This window comes from Nostoc sp. PCC 7107 (assembly GCF_000316625.1).
Lineage (GTDB): Bacteria > Cyanobacteriota > Cyanobacteriia > Cyanobacteriales > Nostocaceae > Nostoc_B.
This window is the reverse complement of the sequence record NC_019676.1, coordinates 4,846,676-4,864,406: the sequence shown is the minus strand read 5'-3', so window position 1 is coordinate 4,864,406 and position 17,731 is coordinate 4,846,676. Positions and strand designations below refer to the sequence as shown.

22 protein-coding genes and 1 pseudogene are annotated in these 17,731 nt (G+C 40.4%); 6 read left to right on the top strand and 17 right to left on the bottom strand.

Features of this window, described 5'->3' with window-relative positions; translation table 11 throughout:
• Positions 1–521: 521 nt before the first annotated feature.
• A pseudogene (locus NOS7107_RS28730) lies at positions 522–899 on the top strand (Clp protease N-terminal domain-containing protein); the annotation flags it as partial.
• A gap of 681 nt (positions 900–1,580) precedes the next feature.
• Positions 1,581–1,958: a hypothetical protein gene (locus tag NOS7107_RS20785; RefSeq protein ID WP_015114918.1), complete on the top strand. Its 378-nt coding sequence runs from the start codon at positions 1,581–1,583 to the stop codon at positions 1,956–1,958.
• Between the two features lie 145 nt (positions 1,959–2,103).
• On the opposite strand, the gene NOS7107_RS20780 is transcribed toward NOS7107_RS20785, so the two are convergent.
• From NOS7107_RS20780 to NOS7107_RS20750, 7 genes are all read right to left on the bottom strand, one after another.
• Entirely contained in the window at positions 2,104–2,445 is a 342-nt protein-coding gene (locus NOS7107_RS20780) for a cupin domain-containing protein (RefSeq protein ID WP_015114917.1), read from the bottom strand.
• A 15-nt stretch (positions 2,446–2,460) separates the two neighbouring features.
• Positions 2,461–3,657, bottom strand: coding sequence for a zinc-dependent alcohol dehydrogenase (locus NOS7107_RS20775; protein ID WP_015114916.1), 1,197 nt, complete (start codon positions 3,655–3,657; stop codon positions 2,461–2,463).
• Between the two features lie 219 nt (positions 3,658–3,876).
• On the bottom strand, positions 3,877–4,263 hold the full coding sequence (locus tag NOS7107_RS20770) for a hypothetical protein (RefSeq protein ID WP_015114915.1): 387 nt from the start codon (positions 4,261–4,263) through the stop codon (positions 3,877–3,879).
• A 57-nt stretch (positions 4,264–4,320) separates the two neighbouring features.
• Entirely contained in the window at positions 4,321–5,517 is a 1,197-nt protein-coding gene (locus NOS7107_RS20765; protein WP_015114914.1) for a zinc-dependent alcohol dehydrogenase, read from the bottom strand.
• 156 nt (positions 5,518–5,673) lie between these two features.
• Positions 5,674–6,369: an SRPBCC family protein gene (locus NOS7107_RS20760; protein WP_015114913.1), complete on the bottom strand. Its 696-nt coding sequence runs from the start codon at positions 6,367–6,369 to the stop codon at positions 5,674–5,676.
• 96 nt (positions 6,370–6,465) lie between these two features.
• A complete protein-coding gene (locus tag NOS7107_RS20755; protein WP_015114912.1) occupies positions 6,466–7,563 on the bottom strand; it encodes a DJ-1/PfpI/YhbO family deglycase/protease in 1,098 nt (365 codons plus the stop codon).
• A gap of 54 nt (positions 7,564–7,617) precedes the next feature.
• Positions 7,618–8,019, bottom strand: a complete 402-nt coding sequence (locus NOS7107_RS20750) for a DUF2267 domain-containing protein (protein ID WP_015114911.1) — start codon at positions 8,017–8,019, stop codon at positions 7,618–7,620.
• 336 nt (positions 8,020–8,355) lie between these two features.
• On the opposite strand from NOS7107_RS20750, the gene NOS7107_RS20745 reads away from it, so the two are divergent.
• Positions 8,356–8,742 (top strand): DUF6335 family protein, encoded by a 387-nt coding sequence (locus NOS7107_RS20745; RefSeq protein ID WP_015114910.1) that lies wholly within the window; start codon positions 8,356–8,358, stop codon positions 8,740–8,742.
• 87 nt (positions 8,743–8,829) lie between these two features.
• On the top strand, positions 8,830–10,008 hold the full coding sequence (locus tag NOS7107_RS20740; RefSeq protein ID WP_015114909.1) for a class I SAM-dependent methyltransferase: 1,179 nt from the start codon (positions 8,830–8,832) through the stop codon (positions 10,006–10,008).
• A gap of 79 nt (positions 10,009–10,087) precedes the next feature.
• Here NOS7107_RS20740 and NOS7107_RS20735 read toward each other — a convergent pair whose 3' ends face one another.
• The 3 genes from NOS7107_RS20735 to NOS7107_RS20725 all read right to left on the bottom strand — a co-directional run bounded on the left by NOS7107_RS20735 (position 10,088) and on the right by NOS7107_RS20725 (position 12,161).
• The gene (locus NOS7107_RS20735) at positions 10,088–11,014 is read right to left on the bottom strand and encodes a polysaccharide deacetylase family protein (protein ID WP_015114908.1); all 927 of its coding nucleotides are present in this window, start codon (positions 11,012–11,014) and stop codon (positions 10,088–10,090) included.
• A 124-nt stretch (positions 11,015–11,138) separates the two neighbouring features.
• Positions 11,139–11,789, bottom strand: a complete 651-nt coding sequence (tsaB, locus tag NOS7107_RS20730) for a tRNA (adenosine(37)-N6)-threonylcarbamoyltransferase complex dimerization subunit type 1 TsaB (protein WP_015114907.1) — start codon at positions 11,787–11,789, stop codon at positions 11,139–11,141.
• A 123-nt stretch (positions 11,790–11,912) separates the two neighbouring features.
• Entirely contained in the window at positions 11,913–12,161 is a 249-nt protein-coding gene (locus NOS7107_RS20725; RefSeq protein ID WP_015114906.1) for a Ycf34 family protein, read from the bottom strand.
• Between the two features lie 87 nt (positions 12,162–12,248).
• Between NOS7107_RS20725 and NOS7107_RS20720 the strand changes: the two genes are divergently transcribed.
• The gene (locus NOS7107_RS20720) at positions 12,249–13,511 is read left to right on the top strand and encodes a CCA tRNA nucleotidyltransferase (protein WP_015114905.1); all 1,263 of its coding nucleotides are present in this window, start codon (positions 12,249–12,251) and stop codon (positions 13,509–13,511) included.
• 9 nt (positions 13,512–13,520) lie between these two features.
• Here NOS7107_RS20720 and NOS7107_RS20715 read toward each other — a convergent pair whose 3' ends face one another.
• From NOS7107_RS20715 to petJ, 3 genes are all read right to left on the bottom strand, one after another.
• Complete coding sequence (locus NOS7107_RS20715; protein ID WP_015114904.1) at positions 13,521–13,799, bottom strand: hypothetical protein; 279 nt, start codon at positions 13,797–13,799, stop codon at positions 13,521–13,523.
• A 2-nt stretch (positions 13,800–13,801) separates the two neighbouring features.
• Entirely contained in the window at positions 13,802–14,305 is a 504-nt protein-coding gene (locus NOS7107_RS20710; protein WP_015114903.1) for a VOC family protein, read from the bottom strand.
• 185 nt (positions 14,306–14,490) lie between these two features.
• Positions 14,491–14,826: a cytochrome c6 PetJ gene (petJ, locus tag NOS7107_RS20705; RefSeq protein WP_044501022.1), complete on the bottom strand. Its 336-nt coding sequence runs from the start codon at positions 14,824–14,826 to the stop codon at positions 14,491–14,493.
• A 275-nt stretch (positions 14,827–15,101) separates the two neighbouring features.
• On the opposite strand from petJ, the gene NOS7107_RS20700 reads away from it, so the two are divergent.
• Positions 15,102–15,884 carry a hypothetical protein gene (locus NOS7107_RS20700; RefSeq protein ID WP_015114901.1) on the top strand — a complete coding sequence of 261 codons (783 nt, stop codon included), beginning with the start codon at positions 15,102–15,104 and terminating at the stop codon, positions 15,882–15,884.
• 185 nt (positions 15,885–16,069) lie between these two features.
• Here NOS7107_RS20700 and NOS7107_RS20695 read toward each other — a convergent pair whose 3' ends face one another.
• The 4 genes from NOS7107_RS20695 to NOS7107_RS20680 all read right to left on the bottom strand — a co-directional run bounded on the left by NOS7107_RS20695 (position 16,070) and on the right by NOS7107_RS20680 (position 17,724).
• Entirely contained in the window at positions 16,070–16,255 is a 186-nt protein-coding gene (locus NOS7107_RS20695; RefSeq protein ID WP_015114900.1) for a YqaE/Pmp3 family membrane protein, read from the bottom strand.
• 120 nt (positions 16,256–16,375) lie between these two features.
• Positions 16,376–16,783: a phage holin family protein gene (locus NOS7107_RS20690; RefSeq protein WP_015114899.1), complete on the bottom strand. Its 408-nt coding sequence runs from the start codon at positions 16,781–16,783 to the stop codon at positions 16,376–16,378.
• A 168-nt stretch (positions 16,784–16,951) separates the two neighbouring features.
• A complete protein-coding gene (locus tag NOS7107_RS20685) occupies positions 16,952–17,416 on the bottom strand; it encodes an SRPBCC family protein (protein WP_015114898.1) in 465 nt (154 codons plus the stop codon).
• Between the two features lie 116 nt (positions 17,417–17,532).
• On the bottom strand, positions 17,533–17,724 hold the full coding sequence (locus tag NOS7107_RS20680) for a CPXCG motif-containing cysteine-rich protein (RefSeq protein ID WP_015114897.1): 192 nt from the start codon (positions 17,722–17,724) through the stop codon (positions 17,533–17,535).
• Positions 17,725–17,731: the final 7 nt, after the last annotated feature.

The following is a 17,731-nucleotide window of genomic DNA, read 5'->3' as shown; positions in this document are numbered from 1 at the left end:
CGAAAGCTCCTGTAGGCGATCCGCAATTGGAGTACCGTAAGGAAGTAGAGCGATGTGTCAGAAATGGTAATGTTTCGGTTATAGGTCGTCGCATTCTCAAACGTCGCCAAAGTGAATTGGGTTTATCAGCTGAGGTAGCAGCCCAAATTGAAAACGAAGTTTTGGAACCTTACCGCCAATATCAAGCAAATCTCAGGGAATACGAAGAAGCACTAGCTGAGGCAATACAGTATGAAGGAACTCTGAGCCAGCATACACGAGAAGAATTGAAGCGATTTCAGCAACTTTTGCAACTTAGAGATGAGGATATCGATCTGATTGAAGTGCCTGTAGCAATAGAAAAAGACATAACCAAACAATCTGAGTTTCTAGACCAAAAATCTACTGATACCTTAATACACAAAGAAGTAAAAAATCAATTAGTAAATATTACATCAACAGAAATAGAAATAGCGGAACAGAAAAAGTACAAAGACGAAGGTTTATTTGAAGGTTTTACAGAGAGTGCAATTAAGGTGATAATGTTAGCGCAGGAAGAAGCACGCCGTCTTGGTCATAATTTTGTTGGTACAGAACAAATACTCTTAGGACTGATTGGAGAAGTAACTGGTGTTGCTGCTCAAGTGTTGAAATTGAAAGGTATTAACCTTAGAGATACTCGTATAGAAGTAGAAAAAATTATTGGACTTGGCAGTGGTTTTGTAGCAGTAGAAATTCCTTTTACACAAAATGCAAAGCGGGTTTTCGATTTATCTTTAGAAGAAGCTAAAGCACTGAAGCACAATTATATTAGTACTGGCGATCTGCTTTTGGGTTGTATGAGATTAGAAGAAGGCGTAGCAGTAAGGGTTTTAGAAATCTTGGGTATTAATTTACAGAACTTAAGAGAACAAGTTGTACATACGATTAACTTATCTCAAAGCAAAAATATGCAATCTCAATAAACCAAATACAGCAATCCCAAAACCTTGACAATTGCTTCATTGCTTCTGCTAAAGCTTCTAAGGAAAGTTGCAATTTATCAATGGCTGGCATTTGTGTTTATGGGGTGTTTGCTGCACATTTACACCATTATGCTAATTTTAACAGTTATATTCCGTTGTTTATTGATGCGCGATCGCCTGTACAACCAGTGTAATTCTCAAATATCATAATTACTGCGATCGCCTACACAACTAAAAAAATGCGATGTCTACGACAAGCCGCTTTGCGTCTACGCAAAATTAGCTTTTGTTACCAACGCAACCTCATCTATAGAAAACCTTAACTCATTTGTAACAAACGACGTAGGGTTTCTTATTAACGCTACCTCATCCATAGAGAACCTTAACTCATTTGCGACAAACGGCGTAAGGTTTCTTATTAACGCCACCTCATCCATAAAGAACCTTAACTTATTTGCCACTAACGACGTAAGGTTTCTTATTAACCCTACCTCATTCATCAATAACGCCTACATCATTACATAATAATACTTAAGCCGATTGTTCTATAAAATACTGATTTTTGTGATTTTTCCTGAGCCAGATTACAGCTAATTTGAGACAAGCTAACACTATCATCATTACAGGAGTACATCTATGCCGCGTGCAAAACGCACATCTCGCATACTTGCAAAAGCTCAACTTCGAGCTTCTGGACTCAAAGCTATTGATCCAAATATTGATTTTGGTGACAATAATAGTCTGGACTATATGCAGCAACAAATTGATCAGTTAACTGCCAAAATTGATACTCACAATACAGCATTGGCAGTACTGGATGCTTCTAGAACTGAAATTGAACGGCTAGAAAAAAATTTGAGCGCCCTATGTGAAAAAATGCTGCTGGGAGTTGCGTTTAAGTATGGTAACGACAGCAACGAATATGAAATGGCTGGTGGTGTGCGAAAAAGCGATCGCATTCGTAAAAGCACAGTTACTCGGTTAAAATCTGCCTTACCAAACACTCAGCAATAATATTATTAAACGCAGAGTAACACCAATAAAAGCGCAAAGTAATGCGGAGTTTTTATGCTATGTGCGAAATAAAAAAAAGTGCGTTAGTAAAAACTAAACGCACTTTATAAACTATAGGCATAGAAGTTAGGTAAACTATGAAAACTTAATTTTCATCACGCCCATGAACTTGAGCGGGTGGACTAGTTGCTTCCACTGCGGTGAATGGTTCCAGGATTTTGTAGGTATGTTGTGAACCTTTGGGAACAACCCAAGAACTACCAGGCTCTAGCAAAACCATTTGCCCTTCTATATGCAATTCTGCACGACCATTAATTACATAACCAACAGTTTCATAGTCCCGTGCAGTTGGTTGTTTATCTTTTCCTGGTTGTTCATTTTCCCAAAGGCGCATTGAAAGTGATTTGCCAGAAGCTAGATATTTCTGACCATCTTGACCTTTGGGTGAATGGCTAGAATCTACTTTTTTAACGCTTGTGTCAGTCATATTTAATTACCCACTTTATGGTTTAAGAACAACTTTGATACAGTTATCTTTTTTCTCTTTAAAAATTTGGTAGCCGTGGGGTGCTTGGTCTAAAGGTAGAGTGTGAGTGATTACAAATGAAGGGTCAAGATCACCGTTTTCAATGTGATTGAGCAAAGGTTTTAAGTATCTATGAACGTGGGTTTGTCCCATTTTGAACGTGAGACCTTTATTCATAGCCGAACCCATTGGTATTTTGTCGAGGAAACCGCCATATACTCCAGCAATTGACACATGACCACCTTTTCCCGCAGACAGAATTACTTGGCGTAAGGCTGTTGGACGGTCTGTTTCTAGCCGGACTGCTTGTTTTACTTTGTCGTAGATAGCCATTGCATCTGTGCCATGTGCTTCCATACCTACAGCATCAATGCAAGCATCGGGGCCACGACCGCCTGTCATCTCTTTAAGTGCTTCGCCAACATCTACCTCTTCGTAATTGAGGACTTCGGCTTTACCTTGTTCTTTAGCCATTTGCAGGCGTTCAGGGATGCGGTCTATGGCAATAACGCGTTCCGCAACGAGGAGAAAAGCACTTTTAATGGCAAATTGCCCGACTGGGCCGCAACCCCAAATAGCCACGATATCGCCGGGTTTGATGTTGCAGTTTTCTGCTGCCATGTAACCAGTCGGGAAAATGTCTGTTAAAAATAAAACTTGCTCGTCGGTAAGATGATCAGGAATTTTGAATAAGCCAACATCTGCAAAGGGTACGCGTGCATACTCGGCTTGTCCGCCAGCGTAACCACCAAATAAGTGTGAGTAACCAAATAAGCCTGCTGGTGAGTAGCCCATTTGCATTTCTGTCATCCAAGCATTTGGGTTGGAGTTATCACAAAGTGACCATAAATCACGCTGGCAGAAAAAACAGTTACCGCAGGATATTGTGAAGGGAACGACGACGCGATCTCCAAGGAGAAGCCGCTTCGCGTCTACGCCTATTTTGACATTCTTAACTTCACTGCCTAATTCTACAACTTCCCCCATGAATTCATGCCCAAGGATATCTCCTTTTTGCATGGTGGGAATGTAACCATCATAAATATGTAAATCTGAGCCACAAATTGCTGTGGAAGTAATTTTAATAATGGCATCACGCGGGTTAAGAATTTTTGGGTCGGGAACCGTTTCTACCCGCACGTCGTTTGCTCCGTGCCAGCAAACTGCTTTCATAATTTTTAGTCCTTTGTCATTTGTTCTTGGTCATTAGTTGTTTGTTATTTGTCATTTGTTATAACAAATAACTAATGGAACTAATAGCTAAATAAACAGGTGCGTTAGGCGCTTTGATTATCTTTTTTGTGAAAAATCATATCTAAAAGACGCGCCTTACACACCCTACATAGCTATAGCTATTTTTTTACCTTTGCCTTTTTACTTTTTACTTTTGCTTTATGTTCTATCTCTAAGTTGTTTGCTAGGAGGATTTTGGTAATAGCCTTCTCTGCTTCCTGTGGCTGGCTCAACTGCATTACCAACTCTATTTTTTGCATCTTTGAGAAACTCTTTTGTAGCTCTAGGAGTATCTTCATCTAAGTTAAGTTTTTCGCGGATATTATCAGCCGCACCTTTAAGTTTAGACTGAGCATTTCTGACTTGGTTATCGTTTTGAATGTTGTTGTTTAGTCCTTCGGGTACGCCTTTGTAATAAGTTCCTTCGGGAGTTTTCACATCAGCTTGGGCTACGCTCACAAAGCTAAAAGCTTGACCTAGTAAGAACATAAATCCTACTAAGAAAACAACGATAATTTTGCGTAAGCTAGAAATCACTTGCTTCATAAATAACCTCATTTGTTTTATTTATTTGTGTGTACAACTGAATGGCGATTAGCCAATTCATGGTTTGAGGACGACTTTGACACAGTTGTCTTTTTTCTGTTGAAAAATGTGATAACCGTGAGCCGCTTCTTCTAGTGGGAGTTGATGAGTTATCACAAAAGAAGGATCAAGTTTACCGTCCAAGATTTGCTGGAGTAACAAACGCATATATTTCTGTCCGTGCATTTGTCCCATTCTGAAGGTTAGACCTTTGTTAAAAGCTGCACCCAAGGGTATTTTGTCTACAAATCCGCCATAAACACCCATAATTGCCAGAGTGCCACCTTTACGACAGGCGACCATCATTTCTCTTAATACGTGGGGACGATCGGTTTCTAATCTGAGCTTTTGTTTTGTCTGGTCGTAGAAGTCTTCTAAACCAACACCGTGCGCTTCTAAACCGACTGCATCAATGCAAGCATCAGGGCCGCGTCCGCCAGTCATTTCTTTTAATGCTTCACCTGTATTAACTTCTTCGTAGTTAATTACTTCGGCTTTGGCATATTTTCTTGCCATTTCTAAGCGTTCCGGGAAGCGGTCGATCGCAATTACTTTTTCTGCACCCATCATATAGGCACTAATCATGGCGAACAGTCCCACTGCACCGCTACCCCAAACAGCTACCGTATCGCCTGGCTGAATATCACAGAGTTCTGCTCCCATATAGCCAGTAGGGATAGCGTCGGAGATGAACAATAGTTTCTCGTCGGGTATATCTGATGGAACCTTGACAACGCCAACATCAGCAAATGGTACGCGGATATATTCTGCTTGTGCGCCTGCATAGCCACCTAAGAGGTGAGAATAGCCGTAAATTGCTGAGGTGACATTGCCAAATAACTTTTCTTCTAGCCAACTGTTGGGATTGGAATTATCGCACAGCGACCACATATCCCGCTGGCAATAAGCACAGTTACCACAACCAATTGTTGAAGGAACAACAACGCGATCTCCAGGGAGAAGCCGCTTCGCGTCTACGCCTATTTTTAAATTATTGACTCCCTTACCAACTTCAACGACTTCACCCATAAATTCGTGACCAATAATGTCACCTTTTTGGACTGTCGGGATATAGCCGCCATATATATGTAAGTCAGAACCACATATAGCGGTGGAAGTTATTTTAATAATCGCATCGCGGGGATTCAGAATCTTCGGGTCTGGTACTGATTCCACCCGCACTTCATTAGCACCTTGCCAACAGACTGCTTTCATAAATATTAGTCCATAGTCAATAGTCATTAGTTAAAAGTGCTAAGTGCTGAGGAGCCACTGCGTTGGGCGGCTTTGCCGACTTGAAGCAAGTGGCGTTGCTGAGTAGTATATTCTTCCTCTGTTCCTTTACACCCCTACACCCTTACACCCTCTCTTCTACCTACTTCCTGTTGGCTGACCTTCCGTTGTGGCGATTTCTCCGGCTTCCATGAGCATTTTGAAGCGGCGCAAGTCATCACCAATTTGTTGTTCTGGTTCTTCACCAAAAAGTTTGGCGAGAGCCGCAGTTAATCCGCCGCCGGGGATGTTGTATTCTAAAACTACTTTGACTTCCGTACCGCGATCGCCTGGGGCTTTTTTAAATCTGACAAAGCCAGAATTATCAATATCTGCACCTTCGACAGAAGCCCAAGAAATAAACTCGTTTTCTCTATCTTCGAGAATCTCTGCATCCCATTCGACATTGTTAGCCAAGGGCGCTTTTGCAATCCAATGAGAGCGTTTTGCATCGTACACCGTCACCGATTGGAGATGCTTCATAAAGCTGGGTAACTGCTCAAAGTTTTGCCAAAAACGGTAAAGTTCATCGGCTGGTTTATTAATAGTTACCGTCTTTTCAACTTTGATGGGTTTATTAATGCCAATAACATCCTGTGCTTGCTGAATTGTGCTTTGCTTAGTTAAACCTTGATAAACTAAACCACCGCCAGCCAGTGCAGTTAATACACCTTTTAAAGAGCGTTGGCTTAAACCTGTGAGTACCATAGCCCCACCGCCAATGAGAGAAGCCCAGCGTTCCATCTCATTAGCTTCTGGGGGAGTTTTAGTTGTGCGATCGCCTGTAGAAGTCATACAATTTTAGATTACTGTTTGCGTTAATATCTCCCTAATGCGATCGCAGAGGCGAGCTTGTATTTCTCTGCGGCCTCTGCGCCTCTGCGGTTCTTTTTACATAGACACCGCAGCACCACTAGTTGGCTTAGGAGATTGCACTTTAGCACCCAGTCGTAACTGATATAGCTCTACTAGGCGTTGTTCATCTCTTAATAAATCACGGTAAATTTGTTTAAAAATAGCCGTTGCTACTGGGTCAGTAAACATGGCAGACAAATTACCAATGTCGCCGATACCTGTTTGCAAATCACCCAAAGCGCAACGCATTTGATAAATATCATCACTACCAGACATGGCAGTTTTGACTTTTGCATATTGATTGGCAATATTTGCTGCCAAAGAAGGTTTTTCACCTAATCTATTGAGGTGGGTTTCTAATATTTCAATGTGGCGTTGTTTCTTAGCCATCATCTCTTGAAAAATAACTTTCGCTTGAGTATTAGACTCTTTTTCGTAATACTTTTCTAAAGCTTCTAGAGAGTAACGTTCACCACTCAAAGCAGTATTTAACCCTTTAGCAATTTCACCTTTAGTTGAACCACCCCAAGCATCAGCAATTTTCCACCATTCAGCGTTAGTGTCTGTCTCTTCTGGAAGTGCTACATCTTTACCGCCATAACCCAAGCGACTGAGAATAGCTGTAGTGAAAATTGCCAAGTCTCCAGGTTCGCGGGAAGTAATTAAATTACCATCAACTACAAGTGCTTCATCTTGATAATTTGCACCCGCATTGATCATATCTCGACGGATAGCAACAAAACCTGTAGCGCGTCTATCTCTGAGCAAATCACCTTCAATTAATAATTGTGGCCCGTGACAAACTGCGGCGACAAGTTTTCCTTGTTGCATAGCTTCTTGGACAAAGCGCACTGTATTAGGGTTGCGGCGCATTTTATCGGGAGCCATCCCACCAGGGATTACCACTGCATCAAATTCTGAGGCGATCGCTTCTGTGGTTGTACCATCAGGTTGAACGGAAACTCTACCGCGTTTACCTTTGTATTTTTCGTTCATCCGTGAACCGAGGACAACTACATCCATCCCCGCTTGTTTCAACCCATTACAAGGAATAGTAAATTCTGCATCTTCGACATCATTTTCAATTAGAATTGCAACTTTTTTCTTCCCAGAATGATTGTTTTGATATGACATAGATTTACCTATTGTAATTAATATGGTGGATTTTTTACAATTAACAATGTTGAATTAAGCAGGTACTTCGCTAGTTGGTGGTGCAGCAAAAAGTTCTTCGTAATCGTGAGTAAAATGGGCTTGAAACTTAGAAAAAGTTTCTGGTTTCATAGCATTTTGCAACACAGCAAAAACTGCCCGGACATGAATTGCTGTAGTAGTGGGTGCTATATTTTCTTTTTGACTAACACGGTGAATAAACTCTTGGAGATTAAAGGTTTGACTACTGGCTGGTGTTTGAACTTGTAAATAGTGACTTAATTCTTGTGGAAGTTGAGCAGCTAAATATTGAATGTCACTGTCTGCAATACGTTCCTTGATAGTTTCTAATGTCGCGCGAGTAGCAACTTCCGCCTCCTCAAGAGAAGTGGATTGAGATAGGCTTTGAACATGGATAATAAACTCTTGATATTCCACTTTCTACCTCCGCTGAAAAAAAACTCAACACTATGAGTATGAGAAGTTTCAGGAATAAAAATACAAATAGTGATTTCTTAACCAAAAAAAGTTATGAGTTAAGAAGCAAGAATTGGGGGATTTTGTTGTGTGAGTTGATAACTTCTAACTCATAACTAACAGATTCAACTACAAGTTGCTTGACCTTGAATTTACACTTACAAGATTAGGCTGTAAAAACTACCTTAACTTCGTTCTAAGGGGATAGATTTTTTTATCTCTAAAGTTGTACTTCTAAAGTGAGACAAATTTTGCTAACAAAAACGTTATTGTAAGGAGGCAGAAAAGGCAGATATTATGGCAGAAAAAAATCAACATCAGGAAATTAATTCTGAAGATTTACCACAGGAAATTACCGAATCTTACGGCACTGGAGTGAAAGACTTGCCAGGATACAATATTGGTGAGCGATCGCTTGATCAAAGTACCCCAGAGTATCCTGATAGCCCCGAAGTCACCAGTCAGGACAGTTACACTTATTGGCAAGATACCGTAGGTGATGAAGCTGTTGGTGGTACAGTCGCTGTCCCTGAACAAGATGTCACCGAAGAAATCGAAGCAGCCGTCGGCTTAGAAATGGACGATCGCGCTTTCCTCCGCACCAATGATATTCTCGAACAACGCGACGATCGCCGCTGGGAACTAGATCCAAAATCCGCTGAAGACTACCAAGAACGGGAATAACAACTCCGCGCCTCTTAGCGTTCAAAAACTCTTATCACAAATGTCCAGCATTTCGGTAAACTCAGAAATACTGCGATGTTGTTGATCATGTCAGATTCCAAAAGCGTTAGTGCTGCTGTTGCCAAACTCTACAATACCTATCCCTTTCCTCCAGAACCCTTGCTAGATGAACCACCCCCAGGCTATAACTGGCGTTGGAATTGGTTAGCAGCTTATAACTTCTGCACAGGTCAAAAACCGCAAAAGCAAGATATTCGCATTTTAGATGCTGGCTGCGGTACAGGTGTAGGTACAGAATACTTGGTTCATCTCAACCCCCAAGCTTCTGTAGTTGGTATTGACTTGAGTGCGGGTGCTTTAGCTGTGGCGAAAGAACGTTGTCAGCGTTCTGGCGCAAACCGCGTTGAGTTTCATCACCTCAGCATCTATGATGTGGAGCAGTTACCAGGTGAATTTGATTTCATTAATTGCGTCGGGGTATTACATCACCTCCCCGACCCAATTCGTGGTATTCAAGCTTTAGCCAAGAAATTAGCCCCAGGCGGTTTCATGCACATTTTTGTGTATGGTGAGTTGGGACGTTGGGAAATTCAACTCATGCAAAAAGCGATCGCCCTTCTCCAAGGTGAACAACGCGGCGACTACCGTGATGGTGTGCAAGTCGGACGAAAAATATTTTCGTCTCTACCAGAAAATAATCGAATTGTCAAATACGAAAAACAACGCTGGGCAATGGAAAATCAGCGAGATGAATGCTTCGCGGATATGTACGTTCATCCCCAAGAAGTTGATTACAACGTTGAGACATTATTTGAATTAATTGATGCGTCTGGTTTAGAATTTATTAGCTTCTCAAATCCTGGTTTTTGGCAGTTAGATAGACTTTTGGGTAAAGCACTAGAGTTAATCAAACGAGCCGAAAATCTCAATCAGCGTCAGTTATATCGTTTAATAGAATTACTCGACCCAGAAGTTACCCACTACGAATTTTTTCTTGGTCGTCCCCCTATCATCAAAACTGACTGGTCAAGTGATGACACTCTTTTATCCGCAATTCCCGAATTAAACCCTTGTATTGATGGTTTTCCGAGTCAATGTATTTTTAATTACGACTACCAAATAGTCAATTTGTCAACAGCAGAATTTGAATTTATGCAAACTTGTGATGGACAAGCGACAGTAGGGGAGATTTTGGCAAACGTGCAGTTCAACTTGGATGGAGTGAGAAAGTTGATTCAGCAACAGTTAGTAATGTTGTCACCTTAATTTAAACGCAGAGTATTGCCGAGTATGCTTTGCGTACCTCTGCGTTACCCTCTGTTTTCCTTTGCGTTTAACTCCCGCCTCATTGATTATGTAATTGATGATTAGGATGCTCATCTTTAGTAACTATAGATGATTCTGCCGTCACTACATCTTTAGCTTGAGTTTGCATTTCCAGTAATTCGGGTATGGTGACAAACTTATACCCTTTGGCTGTTAAATCTACAATAATTTGCGGTAATGCTTTAACAGTTCGAGAACGATTACCGCCACCATCGTGCATCAACACAATGCCACCGGGTTTGACACTTTTTTCGACATTTTTAATTAAAGTTGTAGCCACTCCCCGACGTTGTGAATCTCCTGATTCATCTGACCACATCATGATTGCATACTTTTGACTTTTGGCGTAATCAACTAAACCATTGTGTAAAAAGCCTCCGGGGGGACGAAATAGTGTAGTTTTCACCCCTGTAAGTTTATAGATGATGTCTGCTGTACGATTAATTTCACTAGCGGCTGTACCAACATCCATCCGCCGATACCAATGATGCCATGTGTGGTTTCCTAACACATGACCTTCAGCTGCAATTTGTTTGACAATTTGAGGATGAAAGCTAACCATTTGCCCAACTAAGAAAAATGTAGCTTTGATATGATTTTGCTTTAAAATTTCTAGTACTTGTGTTGTATTTTTTGGGCTGGGGCCGTCATCGAATGTCAGCGCAATAAATTTATCTTTGATTGGTAGTTTTGCTTCATAAATAGTTTGTCCTTGAAATTCTTTCGGTATAGCTTCTTTGTTTGTATTTAAAGTAATATCTTGTGCTTTTACTGATATTGACCCATTCAAGCCATTGGATGATTGCTTACCTATTAATTGTGAAAATAATAAAGTATTTTTAAGATAATCTTTGTACAGAAATCCTGCCAAACTTAAGCTACCAGCTGTAGAAACTAGTGTAATTGTTGCTGTTATTAAAAGTTGGATTTTTTTATTGCTAAACACATTAATACCCCTTAATTAACATTGATTAAGTGCATTTCCATTTATAATATTTTAGTTTTACATTACAAATTTTGCATTGTGATGACAGCAGTATAACTATGATGTGGAGAAATGCTTCTAAGTTTTACATTTCCACTGGATGTTGCCCATAATAAGGTAAGGCCTCTGACCAATCAGGTCGTTTTCCTTGTCGCCATTCTAGAGAAGAAAGTTCCAAAATACTGGTTACAGTTGCGGCTAACCCAGATTGTGCTTGAATTAGCTGATACTCAGTATTACAATTAGCTAAAGTTTCTTGCCAAGCTTCTGGTGTGAGTAATGTATCTGGAAATAAAGCTGACATTTCGGACGTAGCTGAATTAATTTGATAAATAGCACCAAAGACTTTACCTCTTTGTGCTGACATTTCTGTAGCAATTAATTTTTGATGATCATTTTTGTGTGACCAAGCTACCGCGGCTAAAGTAGAAATAGCAAACACAGGGATATTTAATTGTTGCCCTAAAGTACGGGCGAGGACTACACCAATACGAGTTCCTGTAAAACCACCTGGCCCTTTAGCAACGGCGATAAATGCCAAATCTGACCAAGTTTGGGGTTGAATAAAATCAATTAAATATTGATGCACATAACTGGATAAATCACGCCCTAAATGCCAAACATTTGTGCGAGTTTCATCAGCAAAGTTACTAATAGCCAAGCCTAATTCTGGCGTAGTGGTGTGCAGTGATAAAGCATATTTTTGGGCGGGTAGAGTTGTTAATTCTGTTGTCAAAGCAAGTAATTATATAAATTTTTTTAGAGTTGGCGTGATATTTATTCAAGCATAAAATCATAAAAATATTACGACTACTGCAATAAACAGCAGTAGCCGCTGGAAATTTACCTATCATAGCCATCACGTCGGTACTAGTTCACCTGGACGCAATTTCGACCATTTACCAGTTTCTTGCTTGAAGCTAAGACAACCAACAACGTCCCATTCCATTTCAATGAAATCCTCTTTGGTGCGGATATTGACATTGATAGAAGGTTCATTGGGGTCAAAAGTTGGGTTCTCAGTTAAATGAGGCTGTTGGTGTTGGGTTTCTACGGCATGATAGGTTACACAACGGTCTACGTAGTGGCAGTTTACGCAAATACACATAATATAACCACCTCCAAGGAAGCTTTATTGCTAATCTAACGTAAGCGAAGGTTTTGTTCACTAGTTGCGGAGTTGATTTTTATTACAATGCACAGTTCTGTTGCTGCTATTCTCGCGCCGTCAAATTGGCCTTTTAGCTTAGAATGGTTGCCACAACCAGCTTATATGGTGGGTGGTGCGGTGCGTGATGCTATCTTGGGCAGAACTCGTGAATATTGGGATCTTGACTTTGTGATACCATCGGATGCGGTGAAGGTAGCCAGAGCGATCGCTAAACATTATCAAGCTGGGTTTGTCTTGCTGGATGCAGAACGCAAAATTGCCCGTGTGGTATTTCCCCAAGCTACGGCTGACTTTGCCCAACAAGAAGGCAATAGTATAGAGATTGACTTGCATAGAAGGGATTTTACAATTAATGCGATCGCTTATAATCCCCATACCCAAGAAATCATCGACCCATTACAAGGTTGTGCTGACTTACAGCAAAGTCTGTTGCGTATGATATCACCAGCCAACCTCAAAGATGACCCTTTACGGTTAATGCGAGCTTATCGCCAAGCTGCCCAACTGAGTTTTAATATTGAACCGACTACCAAAGAGACAATTCGCGCTTTAGCATCATACATTACCACAGTCGCCGCCGAACGAGTCCGTGCAGAAATTGGCTATCTTCTAGCTAGTCTCCAAGGTACACCTTGGTTAGCCAACGCCGGAAAAGATGGTTTACTAACAGATTTATTTAAAAATGCGACAGCCGCCAGCTTTGAAAAACTCGCCGCTGTTGACACAGCCGCCACCATACTTGCACCGCAATTTGGTACAGAACTACAACAATATGTACGCGATACTGTCAAAACAACTTGGTTAGGTATTGCTAAACTCGCTTGTCTTGTACATCCTCATCCCGAAGTTGCAGAAATAGAACTACAAGCACTCACCTATAGCCGTGCGGAAATTCGCGCCGTTATGACTGCGCTGAAACTGTTTCCGCAGTTAAAATCTACCAATAATTCCATCCGAGAACAATATCTTTTGTTCCAAGAAGCAGGTAATGTATTTCCTACTATTGTCGTATTGGCTGTGGCCCAAGATACTTTGGTAGAGGCGATTTCCGGCGACAAATCTTTGTTGGTTTACTCACCTTTGGTCAGCCGCTACCTTAACCCTGATGATCTGGTCGCTCATCCCACTCAACTAGTAAGTGGTAAAAATCTAATGGTAGCATTAAATATTCCAGCGTCGCCAGTTGTCGGTGAGCTACTAAAAGAGATTGCTGTAGCCCAAGCTGAGGGTAAAATTACTACAGCCGAAGATGCCATTGAGTTTGCACGGCAGATATTAGAAAATTAGACCTAATTATCAAGATGATGGTGGAATCAAACTGGCAATTTTGGTGACACTATCCCAAACTATCCAAGCGCAGGAACTATCCACATCACCTGCATTATTGGTAACTTTAAAATAGATTTTTTCTGCTCCTTTTGGTTCAATGGCAAAATCAGCATTTTGAGCATAAACAACCTTGAAACCTCGGTCACGCAAGCAATACATAGCCCAAGCTTTCAAAGATTGTTTATATGGTTCGTGGGGAATGGGTGGTTTTGTGAGTGCGGCTTCGATAACTTCAAATATCTGCATTGCTATAGACAAAGGAAAGGGAAAGGAGAAATCAAGTTTACAGAACTACTCAGCACTGTGTTTTCAGGTTGAGGATCGCAACGGATTTCAATCATAAATCCATCGGGGTCATAAAAGTACACACCTTTACCTGTAGGACGAGTAACTGGGCCATGAGCGATCGCTACCTTATTTTCTGCCAAAACAGCCAGTGCTGTCTCAAAAAATCGCGGATCTATATCAAAAGCTAGATGATAGGCTCTTGTAAAACTCTGTTCTGGTTCTGGATGGGGTGGATTGAGATCAGGTGTCCAAAATAAGTCTAAAATTACGCCATCAGGTGTTACAAAGTTGGCAACTTTCCCTTCAGCGACAAGTTCCACTAGAGTTGCGGGTACTTGCTTACCTGTCAATTCATGCAGGCCTAAAACACTACCGTAAAAGTGACGCGAAGCCTGCATATCTTTAACGTTGAGAGCAATGTGATGCACTTTTCGCAAATGTCCAGGAGCAAGGATACTTTTCATACAGCAGTTAGATAAGAGGGCAGAATAAATTTCCTTACTAGGGTAGAAGTTTAACTCTTAAACAGAGTTTACTTTAAATTATTATTGATAATGTAACGCACAGCCACATTCGGAACAGTCACGGGCGTAAGTTGAAGACGACTGTCTGCCAATAGCACCATATAGTTGAATTTTGAATTATTTATTTAACGCCAGTCTTTTGCAGCTTGTTCCAGAACGTAAGTCGCAACATCTTGAATTTGTTGTTCCGTGAGGCGGTCTTTGTAGGCAGACATATTACTTTTACCATTAGTGACAATCGATGTAATTGCCTCTATGGAATCCATATTGTATTTCTTCAGCGCTGGCTTTTTTAAATTCTTTCCTCGTCGGATAATGTTACTACCATTGATATGACAGCCAGCACAATGCACACTAAATATTTCTGCACCATTAGCTGTATCACTGGCACTAGCAGGTAAGGTAAAATTAGTGGTAGATAACAAGAGAATTAAACATACTAATTGCAGGATTTTTAGCAAGTTAATTCTCATGAGCTTGATTTGTGATTTGGCGTTAATCATTTTTCCATCTTAACTAGAAATCAGAATTCATCTTCTCACAAGTATGTACATAGTGATACATGATATTTTCTATGTAAATAAAACCATCGATGTTCGCAGATAAACACTAATGATTTTGCATTTTCTATCTAAAGGAAGTGCCTATTCTCAATGGAATACGTCAAAATTTAGATGTGACACCGTACTTAAACTAAATTAATTTATCCAAATTAGCTAAATACCCAGAGTTGAAAATGGTTAGAAATATCAAAGAGCAAATTCAAACTGACCTGAAGCAAGTTAAAGAAACTGGCCAGTTACGGACAGAAAGAGTGCGAGAAATTGTCAAATCAGCCGTTACTCAAGTTGCTTCTGAGTTTAAAGAAGGTTCAATTGAACTACGGGGACTTGTCAGAGATGCGGTTTCTGCTGTCATTGAAACCCTACAAGAACGGGGTGGCGAAATTAAAGAAGAAGTTACAGCTTCCATTGAAGGTGCTTTAGAGGGAGTTAATCATAAAAGACATGCAAATATTATTCAAACGCAATCAGAACTCCAAAGGTTGCAAACTCAATTAGATAGTGAAGAAGAAAAGCTTCAGCAAGATGTAGATGTGATATTAGCAGAGATTGAGGAAACAGGTAAGCAAAACACTGCTGATACTCAAACCATTATTGACTCGGCTGTTAGTTCTATCAAAGATAGTGATGAAGTTTCTTTGTTAAAAAAACGTTATGCACAATTGCAAGCACAATTAGCCATTGTTCGAGCTAATTTAGCTGCGCGTTATGGCGGACGTTCTGAAGAAGTTCAAAATTATCTGAATGATGCCAAAACTTGGTATAATCAGGCTCGTCCCCAAGCAGAAGTTTTAGCAACCCAAGTATCACAGAAGCGATCGCAGTTAGAAGATAAACTAGGAGAAGCGGGTACAGCTATAGCTCGAAAAGAACTTCAACTTAAACAAACCTTGCGCGAGTTACTTCTCGCAACTGCTGATTTGTTTAAAGACAAGGAACCAGCAGACAAAAACTAGAAACTAGATATATAGAAATATAGAGACTTTGCAATGCAACGTCTCTATTATTTTCGGCTAGTTATATCCACAACAACAATAAAATACGTAATAATTCAGGGTAGATTCATAATAATCTACCCTGAATTATTTGCCCTTATTGCGAGAGGCTTGTGCCGAGTTTCTAGCCTAAGTAGCAACCTATTTTAGTAGGTTCCGCTATTCAATGCTTCTTCTCTCTTAGCTACTACCCACAGTGCATGAATACTACCGGGAAGCCAACCAAGCAAGGTGAGCAGAATATTAATTACTAAAGTAGGGCCAACACCAACTGTGAGAAAAACGCCTAAAGGAGGCAGTACGAGAGCCAGAAGAAACCGAAATAATTTCATAGATTTGCTGTTACTTTTTCAACTTGTTTAATTCACATTGTCCAGAATTAACTTAATTACCAACTCTGTCGCCGGAATTAGGTTAATTCCGTATAACTTTTCCCAAAGACAATACTTGTACTATTGCTGAGGATTGCCTTGAGGTAATTCACCTGGGCTTGAAGTGTTGCCAGTTAAAGCCACATTTCTTTCAGCAAAGTAGTTAACAATGAAGGTATTAGCCAAAGATAGAACCACTGGGCCGAGAATAAAAGCGATAATTCCGTGAGCGCTAAACCCAGGTACTAAAAATGCTGCTAATGCAAAACAGATACCGTTAACAACCAGAGAAAATGCGCCGAATGTTACGAGGTTTAAAGGTAAAGATAAAGTAGATAGAACTGGCTTTACGGAACTATTAATTAAGCCAATTGCGACAGCAGCAATTAAAGCAGAGGGAAAATTTGCAATATTCACACCAGGCACAACTAAATCAACAATTAGTAAGCTTAGTGCTGTAGCTAGAGTTATTAGAAATGTTCCCAACATTTTTTTTACCTAAAATTTCAGTGATAGTTTGTTTGAATGTGTTTCTACTATCATGAACAATGTGGGAAGATTTACCCTCTCTAGCAAGATAGATTCAGCTTCTACCAATTGGCTGATTTTGGGAGAAACTGCCACAAATTACTAGGAAACTGGCACTAGTCTCTATTTTTACCACCAGTTACCGCCTTTACCCTCACATTGTTGCTTTGTCACATAATGGCGGTAGCGAAACATCGCTTCTAGTTGAGTTTGGATTAGCCAACCACTGATAAATTCAACTGTATCTCCCCCTGGCATAGAGTAAGAAATCGCATCGGTTAATCTAGTTTTGCCATCTTCTAGCTGAAATTCGTGCCGATGTATCCAAGTTTCAAAGGGGCCTGATATTTGTTCATCTACAAATAGGCGATATTGTTCACATTCGGTGTGACGTGCTAACCAAGTTAAAGGTACTAGTCCCAGAAACAAACGAAACTCTGTGATAGCACCTACTTGCAAGCCTCCCTCGCGCCGAACTACTTTGACTGGTTGCCAAGGTGGAGTTAGCATTTGTAGAATATCTGGCCTTTCATGAAATTGCCAAACTACTTCTATTGGCGCATTAATTACAGATGAATGGTTGAAGTGCAACATGAACAGCAAAACCTAAAACTCATACCAATGGGAAAAATGATGGCGACAGATGGTTGTTGATACACCCAAGAGACACAAAGCGATTCTAAATCTAAAATCTCAAATCCAAAATAGTATCAGCCTTCGTCATATTCGGTATCTATTTCAATATCTAGAGTATCTTCATCAATCCGCACATACAAAATATTGGGGTTACAGCAAACTTGACAGTCTTCAACATAAGATTGTTGTCCCCCAGCACTCAAGTCAATAAAGGTTAAGTTTGGTTCGCCACAAAAGGCACAGTAATACTCAGCAGTTGTTTGCATTCAATTT

What these genes read in the sequence shown, in the direction of transcription:
- NOS7107_RS20710 (WP_015114903.1), bottom strand. Translation starts at nt 14,305, where the DNA reads ATGAAAAGTATCCTTGCTCCTGGACATTTGCGAAAAGTGCATCACATT.
- NOS7107_RS20775 (WP_015114916.1), bottom strand. Translation starts at nt 3,657, where the DNA reads ATGAAAGCAGTTTGCTGGCACGGAGCAAACGACGTGCGGGTAGAAACG.
- NOS7107_RS20770 (WP_015114915.1), bottom strand. Translation starts at nt 4,263, where the DNA reads ATGAAGCAAGTGATTTCTAGCTTACGCAAAATTATCGTTGTTTTCTTA.
- NOS7107_RS20745 (WP_015114910.1), top strand. Translation starts at nt 8,356, where the DNA reads ATGGCAGAAAAAAATCAACATCAGGAAATTAATTCTGAAGATTTACCA.
- NOS7107_RS20680 (WP_015114897.1), bottom strand. Translation starts at nt 17,724, where the DNA reads ATGCAAACAACTGCTGAGTATTACTGTGCCTTTTGTGGCGAACCAAAC.
- NOS7107_RS20740 (WP_015114909.1), top strand. Translation starts at nt 8,830, where the DNA reads ATGTCAGATTCCAAAAGCGTTAGTGCTGCTGTTGCCAAACTCTACAAT.
- NOS7107_RS20695 (WP_015114900.1), bottom strand. Translation starts at nt 16,255, where the DNA reads ATGAAATTATTTCGGTTTCTTCTGGCTCTCGTACTGCCTCCTTTAGGC.
- NOS7107_RS20780 (WP_015114917.1), bottom strand. Translation starts at nt 2,445, where the DNA reads ATGACTGACACAAGCGTTAAAAAAGTAGATTCTAGCCATTCACCCAAA.
- NOS7107_RS20720 (WP_015114905.1), top strand. Translation starts at nt 12,249, where the DNA reads ATGCACAGTTCTGTTGCTGCTATTCTCGCGCCGTCAAATTGGCCTTTT.
- NOS7107_RS20765 (WP_015114914.1), bottom strand. Translation starts at nt 5,517, where the DNA reads ATGAAAGCAGTCTGTTGGCAAGGTGCTAATGAAGTGCGGGTGGAATCA.
- NOS7107_RS20725 (WP_015114906.1), bottom strand. Translation starts at nt 12,161, where the DNA reads ATGTGTATTTGCGTAAACTGCCACTACGTAGACCGTTGTGTAACCTAT.
- NOS7107_RS20760 (WP_015114913.1), bottom strand. Translation starts at nt 6,369, where the DNA reads ATGACTTCTACAGGCGATCGCACAACTAAAACTCCCCCAGAAGCTAAT.
- NOS7107_RS20685 (WP_015114898.1), bottom strand. Translation starts at nt 17,416, where the DNA reads ATGTTGCACTTCAACCATTCATCTGTAATTAATGCGCCAATAGAAGTA.
- NOS7107_RS20700 (WP_015114901.1), top strand. Translation starts at nt 15,102, where the DNA reads ATGGTTAGAAATATCAAAGAGCAAATTCAAACTGACCTGAAGCAAGTT.
- NOS7107_RS20785 (WP_015114918.1), top strand. Translation starts at nt 1,581, where the DNA reads ATGCCGCGTGCAAAACGCACATCTCGCATACTTGCAAAAGCTCAACTT.
- NOS7107_RS20690 (WP_015114899.1), bottom strand. Translation starts at nt 16,783, where the DNA reads ATGTTGGGAACATTTCTAATAACTCTAGCTACAGCACTAAGCTTACTA.
- NOS7107_RS20715 (WP_015114904.1), bottom strand. Translation starts at nt 13,799, where the DNA reads ATGCAGATATTTGAAGTTATCGAAGCCGCACTCACAAAACCACCCATT.
- NOS7107_RS20755 (WP_015114912.1), bottom strand. Translation starts at nt 7,563, where the DNA reads ATGTCATATCAAAACAATCATTCTGGGAAGAAAAAAGTTGCAATTCTA.